Consider the following 7,260-nt stretch of genomic DNA (forward strand, 5'->3'; position numbering starts at 1 on the left):
AATGCCGCCGGCGCGAAGTTCGCCGAGCCGGCCGCTCCGGCGCCGGCCGCGGGCGCGTCTGCGGCGCCTGCCGCTGCAGCCCCGGCCGCTGCTCCTGCTCCTGCTGCCGCGGCTGCTCCCGCCGCAGCCCCGGCCGCTGCCGCGACGGCCACTGCCGCCGCACCGGCGCCCGCTGCTGCACCGGCTGCCGCCGCTGCACCGGCTGCCGCTGCCGGCGGCAACGGCAAGGCGCTGTACGACACGACCTGCGCGGTCTGCCATGGCGCCGGCATCGCCGGTGCGCCGAAGTTCGGCGACAAGGCCGCCTGGGCGCCGCGCATCGCGCAGGGCCTGGCCACGCTGCACACCAACGCCATCAAGGGCAAGAACGCGATGCCGCCCAAGGGCGGCAGCACGGCCCCCGACGCGGACGTCGAGGCCGCCGTGGACTACATGGTGAACGCGTCGAAGTAAGCGTCGCTGCTTCCAGGACGACGAAGCCGGCTGTGCGCCGGCTTCGTCGTTTCTGCTTTCGTCATCCCCGCGCAGGCGGGGATCCCGTCCCGGCTCTCGTCACTCCTCCGCAGGCGGGGATCCCGTCCGGCCCTGCGCGCTCGCCGGACTCATCACGTAGCCGAAGCGCGCCGGAAGTTCCTGCGCGCGTACTTCCTGCGGTGCCCAGCGGCCGGACTCCACCGCCTCGGACGCCTGCACGATGTCCTGCGTGTGCACCAGGCCGAAACCGCGGTCGGTCTCCAGGTAGAGGCGCCCCTGCTCGTCGACCAGGCAGGACCGCACCTGCGCGGGCAGTCCCGTGTGGCTGCTGACCGAATCCACCGAGGCCACGCGCCAGATCCACGGCGTGGCCTGCAACTCCACGTACACGCGCTGCGGCCCGTTCTGGAAGTACCACTGGCCCTGCGCGTCGTGCTCGTAGTTGCGGTGGATGAACTCGATCAGCTTCTCGTGCCGCAGCAGCGAGCCCTTGGCCGCGGGGAAGGAGCCGGCGGCCTGCACGCGCTCGTCGCGCATGTACCAGTTGCCGCGCTCGTCCAGCCCCAGCCAGCCGTAGCAGTCCGGCACGTTGGGCCACTTGGCCATGGCCTGGCGCACGATGTCGTCCATCCGCGCATTATCGGGAGATGGAGGCGTCGGCGGTGCCGGCCCGTTCTCTGCCGCCCAGGCTCCTAGCGCAGGAAGGCGTCGTAGCCCGTCTTGAGGATCAGCGCGGCCACCACCAGGATGAACATCCCGCGCACGAAGCCGGCCCCGTGCTTGAGCGCCAGGTGCGTGCCCAGCAGGCTGCCGACGATGTTGGCCGCAGCCAGCGCGAGGGCGTAGTGCCACCAGATGTGGCCCTTGAACCCGAACAGCAGCAGCGCCGCGAGGTTGGTCGCCGTGTTCAGCACCTTGGCCGCGGCCGAGGCGTTGAGGAAGTCGTAGCCCAGCACGCGCACGAAGAGGAAGACGAAGAAGCTGCCGGTGCCCGGGCCGAAGAAGCCGTCGTAGAAGCCGAGCGCCAGCCCGATCGCGCAGGCCGCGAGCGTCTGCGCCCGGCCGGTGAGGCGCGGCAGGTGCTCGCGCCCGAGGTCCTTGCGCACCAGCGTATAGGCCAGCACGGCCAGCAGGATCAGCGGCAGCAGCTTGCGCAGGAAGTCGGCCGGCACCACGGTGACGGCCCAGGCGCCTGCGAAGCCGCCGCAGAAGCCGGCGGCTGCGGCCGGCAGCAGGCTGCGTACGTCGGCCTGCACGCGGCGGCTGTACTGCACCGCCGCGATGCCCGTGCCCCAGATGGAGGCGCTCTTGTTGGTGCCGAACAGGGTGGCGGGATGCACGCCCGGAAACACCGCGAACAGCGACGGCACCAGGATCAGGCCACCGCCGCCCACCACCGCATCGACGAACCCGGCCAGCACCGAGGCCAGCGACACCAGCAGCAATTCCATCGCGCCGGATTGTGGCAGCCGCCGGCGCGCGGGCCTTGCTGCACGCTGAGCCGCAAAAAAGAAAGGCGCCGCATCCGCGGCGCCTTCGAGTCGGGCCGCCCCGTCTCAGGGGGCCCTCGATATTCGTGTTCTGTTGGGGGTTTGTCTCCTCGGTCCCTCGTCCTGTTGCACCGCAGGGGCGCAACGCGAGTGCATGGACTGTACCGTGCCGCAGGGCCCCGGGGCATCCGGGATTTCCCGGCTCGGCCTTGTGGTAGGCGTTTGCGTTGGCTGACGGTTTCTTGACGTGTCGCAAGGACCGGTGTGTTGCCCGCGCATCGTTTCATCCTCCTGGGTGAGAGGGGCCTCGGACCCGCCGGCTAAGCTCGACCGCTTCATAACGATTCAACAACGATCTCCGGGAAGGTGTCCATGTCCAAAGGCAGTTTCGCTCTTCGTTTCACTGCGCTCCCTCCGCTCGCCGTCGTGGTGTCCCTGCTCGCCGCCTGCGGCGGTGGTGGTGGGGGAGGTTCCGACGAGCCGGCGCCCGTCGCGACCCAGCTGACGATCACCTCGAATAACCAGCAGGCCGTCTCGGCCGAGGCCGTGCAGGTCGCCGAAGGGAGCTCCATGGTGGCGGACCTGGGCGGCTCCGTGGTCACGGGCGTGCAGGTGTCCGCGGCTTCCGTCTTGCCGGGGCCGGTCCTCCTCGGCGGGGTGGCGCTCAAGCTGCTGTCGATGGCCCCCGCCGCGCCGGCGATGGCCACCGGTGTGACGGAGACGGTCAGCGAAACCTGCTCCGGCGGCGGCTCCGCCACGGTGAAGATGACCAGTTCCAGCCCCTCCGCGGTGGTCCCGGGCGATGCGGTCAGCATCACCGCGAACAATTGCGTGGAGACCATCAACGGCAGCACGGTGCGCCTCAACGGCAGCCTGAGCCTCGAGATCGCGGCCGGCAGCTTCGACCCCGACTCGGTGGTCTACCCGAAGGACCTCACGCTGCACATGACGGCGGGCAACTTCACCATGGACACCGTCACCCTCTCCGGCAGCATGGACCTGCGGCTCGTGCAAACCAGCGCGATGTTCGGCAGCGTCACGCTGACGGCGCCGTCGATGTCCTGGAAGGATGCGGCACTCAACGACACCCACCGCGTGACCCTGAAGAACTACACGCACCACGTGGAGCACACGACCGTGGACACGTCCCGCATCCAGGTGACCGGTACGGTGGAAACCGACAGCGTGCGGATCGGCGCCGGCCTGGTGAGCTTCGACTTGAACACGCCGGAGCCCATCGTGGTGAACACGCTCTTCGGTGGCATGGTCATCGGCGGCAGCCTGCAGGTCACCGGCAAGAACTCCGGGCTGCTGCTGACCGTCGTCGGCAACGACACCTTCGAGCTGAAGCTCGACGCCAACGGCGACGGAACGCCCGAAGCAACCAGCACCGTCACGCGCGCGCAGCTGCGGACCCTGCGCTGACGGTGCGCCGGATCGGAATCGCCGCGGCGCTGGCGGCGTGCTGCGCGGCCGCGGGCGGCGCGCAGGCCGCGCCAGAAGCGGCCTCGGTGTCGGCCGAGGTCGTCCACCGCCGCCTGGTCGAACGTGCTGACGACGGCCATCGGCTGGTGAAGGAAAGCGGCGAGGTGCTGCGGCTGGAGGTGGCTGGCACCATGGCCCTTGCCGGTGGCGGTGCCCTGCGCGGCATCGCTGCCGCCGCCGCCGGCGAGTTGGCCTACCGCGGCCAGACGCAGGCCGGCGTTCCGCTGGCCACCGATGCCGGCCACCGCGATCTCGAGCTCGCCCTGCAATGGCGTCCGCTGGCGCCGGCGCGCTGGGGTGAGGGCTGGCTGGTGCTCACGGCGCTGCAGCAGCGGCGCCAGATCGCCTCGCAGCCGGCGGCGCGCGGCCTGCGCGAGACTTCGCTGCTGCTGCTGCCCGGCGTGCGCTGGACCCGCACGCTCGAGGCCGCCGGCTGGCAATGGCAACCGTCGGTGGAACTGCGCGCCAGCGCCTACCACCGGTTCGACGTCGGGTTCGGCGGGCTGTTCGACGACGCCGAACTGCGCGGCGGCCGGCGCCGCGAACTCGTGCTGGGACTGGAGGCGAACCGGCCCGACTCGCCCTGGCGCTTCGGCCTCGCGTGGTCGCATGCGCGCCAGTCCGCCAGCCCGGTGCAGACGCTGCGGCGGGCCGGCGTGCCGGTAGGCACGGTGCGTCAGCCGCGCATCGCCATCGACGACGTGGCGCTGCGCGTCACCCGCAGCTTCTGACGACGCAGGCGCTGCGGCCTAGTGCCGCAGCGCGTCCTGCTGCACCCACTCCGCGGCCTTCTCGGCCATCATCAGGATCGGGGCGTTCGTGTTGCCGCTGGTGATGGTGGGCATGGCGCCGCCGTCCACCACGCGCAGGCCGCCGATGCCGCGCACGCGCATGCGGGCGTCGAGCACCGCCATCGGGTCGTCGTCGGCGCCCATGGCGGTGGTGCCGACCGGGTGGAAGATGGTGGTGGCGATGTCGCCGGCGAGGCGCGCCAGCTCCTCGTCGCTCTGGTACTGCACGCCCGGGCGCCACTCCTGCGGCTTGAAGGCCGCCAGCGCCGGCTGGGCGGCGATGCGGCGCGTGACGCGCAGCGAATCGGCCGCCACCTTGCGGTCTTCCTCGGTGCTGAGATAGTTGGGGGCGATCGCCGGCGCGTCCGCGAAGCGGTTGCTGCGGATGCGGACGAAGCCGCGGCTGCTGGGATTGAGGTTGCAGACGCTCGCCGTGAAGGCGTTGAAGCCGTGCAGCGGCTCGCCGAAGGCATCGAGGCTCAGCGGCTGCACGTGGTATTCGATGTTCGGATAGGGCTGCTCGGGCGAGCTGCGCGTGAAGGCGCCGAGCTGCGAGGGCGCCATGCTCATGGGGCCGCTGCGCTTCAGCGCGTATTCCATCCCGATCTTCAGCTTGCCCCACCAGCTGTTGGCCAGCGTGTTGAGCGTGGCCACGCCATCGACCTTGAAGACGGCGCGGATCTGCAGGTGGTCCTGCAGGTTCTCGCCCACGCCGGGCAGGTCCTGCACCACGGGGATGCCGTGTTCGCGCAGCAAGGCCGCCGGGCCGACGCCGGAGAGCTGCAGGATCTGCGGCGAGCCGATGCTGCCGGCGCACAGCAGAACCTCGCGCAGCGCCAGCGCCTTCTCCATGCCTTCGCCGGTCCAGACTTCCGCGCCGGTGCAGCGCTTGGTGCCGTCCGGCAGCGTCTCGAACAAGAGCCGCGTCACCTGCGCATTGGTCCACAGCTCGAAGTTGGGACGGCCGTAGCACGTGGGGCGCAGGAAGGCCTTGGCGGTGTTCCACCGCCAGCCGTTCTTCTGGTTGACCTGGAAGTAACCGACGCCCTCGTTGCTGCCGCGGTTGAAGTCCTCGCTGTGCGGGATGCCGAACTCCTGCGCCGCCTTGGCGAAGGCATCGAGCACGTCCCAGCGCAGGCGCTGCCGCTCCACCCGCCATTCGCCGCCGGCACCGTGCGCGGCGTCGGCGCCCTTGTAGTGGTCCTCGTGCTTCTTGAAGTAGGGCAGGCAGTGCTCCCAGCGCCAGCTGGCATCGCCGACGCGCTGCGCCCAGCCGTCGTAGTCGCGCGCCTGCCCTCGCATGTAGATCATGCCGTTGATGCTGGAGCAGCCGCCCAGCGTCTTGCCGCGCGGATAGCGCAGCTTGCGGCCGTTGAGGCCGGCGTCCGGCTCGGTGTAGTACAGCCAGTCGGTGCGCTCGTTGCCGATGCAATAGAGGTAGCCGACCGGGATGTGGATCCAGTGGTAGTCGTCGCGCCGGCCTGCCTCGATCAGCAGCACGCGCTTCTTCGGATCGGCACTCAGGCGGTTCGCCAGCAGGCACCCCGCCGTGCCCGCGCCGATGATGACGTAGTCGAAGCTGTTGTAGCTCATCTCCTCCTGCCTCCTCCAGACGACACAAGAACAACCGGACGCAAAGGGCGCAAAGGTTACGCAAAGGACGCAAAAAATGCCTTTCAAGGCTTCTGTCTTTTTTGCGTCCTTTGCGTATCTTCGCGTCCTTTGCGGCCGGAAGTCCGGCTCCCTTGCCTTTACTTCGCCGTCGGCATCACGAACTCCGCGCCTTTCGAGATGCTTTCCGGCCAGCGCTGCATGATCGACTTCTGCTTGGTGTAGAAGCGCACGCCTTCCTCGCCGTAGGCGTGCATGTCGCCGAACAGGCTCTTCTTCCAGCCGCCGAAGCCGTGCCAGGCCATGGGCACCGGGATCGGCACGTTGATGCCCACCATGCCCGCCTGGATCCGGCGCGAGAATTCGCGCGCCACGTTGCCGTCGCGCGTGAAGCACGCGACGCCGTTGCCGTAGTCGTGGGCGTTGATCAGGTCCACGGCCTCCTTCAGGTCCTTCACGCGCATGCAACCGAGCACCGGCCCGAAGATCTCCTCTTGGTAGATCTTCATGTCGGGCGTGACGTTGTCGAACAGCGTGCCGCCCAGCCAGAAGCCCTCGCCGCAGCCGGCGCCGGCCGCCGCGCCCTGGAACTTGCGCCCGTCCACCACCAGCTTCGCGCCCTCGGTCTCGCCCTGGGCGATGTAGCCGGTGATGCGCTGGTGCGCCACCGAGGTCACGATCGGACCCATCTCCGCATCGGCCTCGGTGCCGTTCTTCACCTTCAGCGAACGGGTGCGCTCGGCGAGCTTGTCCATGATCCGGTCGGCCGCCTCGCCCACCAGGATGCCGACCGAGATCGCCATGCAGCGCTCGCCGGCCGAACCGAAGGCCGAACCGATCAGGGCGTCCACGGCCTGGTCCATGTCGGCATCGGGCATCACCACCATGTGGTTCTTGGCGCCGCCGAGGGCCTGCACGCGCTTGCCGTGCTTGGCGCCGGTCTCGTAGATCTTCTGCGCGATCGCGGTGGAGCCGACGAAGGAGACCGCCTTCACGTCCGGGTGCTCCAGCAGTGCATCCACCGCGTCCTTGTCGCCCTGGACGACGTTGAACACGCCATCGGGCAGGCCCGCTTCCTTCAGCAGTTCGGCCAGCCGCAGCGAAGGCGTGGGATCGAGCGGGCTGGGCTTGAGGATGAAGGTGTTGCCGGCGGCGATGGCGACCGGGAACATCCACATCGGCACCATCACCGGGAAGTTGAAGGGCGTGATGCCCGCCACCACGCCCAGGGGCTGGCGCATCGTCCAGTTGTCGATGCCGGTGGAGACCTGGTCGGTGTAGTCGCCCTTGAGCAGCTGCGGGATGCCGCAGGCGAACTCCACGATGTCGATGCCGCGGGTGACCTCGCCCTGCGCGTCGGTGAACACCTTGCCGTGTTCGGCGGTGATCATGCGGGCCAGTTCGTCGCG

General features: G+C 69.7%; 7 protein-coding genes. 3 read left to right on the plus strand and 4 right to left on the minus strand.

Features of this window, described 5'->3' with window-relative positions:
* Window positions 1–453: c-type cytochrome (locus tag VFM98_RS14680; RefSeq protein ID WP_325110653.1), on the plus strand; the 453-nt coding region annotated here is incomplete at its 5' end.
* Window positions 454–552: 99 nt separating this feature from the next.
* Here VFM98_RS14680 and VFM98_RS14685 read toward each other — a convergent pair.
* Window positions 553–1,104 (minus strand): DUF2946 family protein, encoded by a 552-nt coding sequence (locus VFM98_RS14685; protein WP_325110654.1) that lies wholly within the window; start codon window positions 1,102–1,104, stop codon window positions 553–555.
* 62 nt (window positions 1,105–1,166) lie between these two features.
* On the minus strand, window positions 1,167–1,925 hold the full coding sequence (locus VFM98_RS14690) for a sulfite exporter TauE/SafE family protein (RefSeq protein WP_325110655.1): 759 nt from the start codon (window positions 1,923–1,925) through the stop codon (window positions 1,167–1,169).
* A gap of 465 nt (window positions 1,926–2,390) precedes the next feature.
* Here VFM98_RS14690 and VFM98_RS14695 point away from each other — a divergent pair, with 465 nt between their 5' ends.
* Window positions 2,391–3,389: a hypothetical protein gene (locus VFM98_RS14695; protein ID WP_325110656.1), complete on the plus strand. Its 999-nt coding sequence runs from the start codon at window positions 2,391–2,393 to the stop codon at window positions 3,387–3,389.
* Window positions 3,390–3,391: 2 nt separating this feature from the next.
* Entirely contained in the window at window positions 3,392–4,180 is a 789-nt protein-coding gene (locus VFM98_RS14700) for a hypothetical protein (protein WP_325110657.1), read from the plus strand.
* Window positions 4,181–4,198: 18 nt separating this feature from the next.
* Here the strand turns inward: VFM98_RS14700 and VFM98_RS14705 are convergent, their stop codons facing one another.
* Together VFM98_RS14705 and VFM98_RS14710 are read right to left on the minus strand one after the other, a co-directional pair.
* Window positions 4,199–5,833: a GMC family oxidoreductase gene (locus tag VFM98_RS14705; protein ID WP_325110658.1), complete on the minus strand. Its 1,635-nt coding sequence runs from the start codon at window positions 5,831–5,833 to the stop codon at window positions 4,199–4,201.
* A 158-nt stretch (window positions 5,834–5,991) separates the two neighbouring features.
* Window positions 5,992–7,260, minus strand: a 1,269-nt coding sequence (locus VFM98_RS14710) for a CoA-acylating methylmalonate-semialdehyde dehydrogenase (RefSeq protein WP_325110659.1), incomplete at its 5' end; no start/stop codon positions are given.

Source organism: Ramlibacter sp. (assembly GCF_035706265.1).
Lineage (GTDB): Bacteria > Pseudomonadota > Gammaproteobacteria > Burkholderiales > Burkholderiaceae_C > Ramlibacter.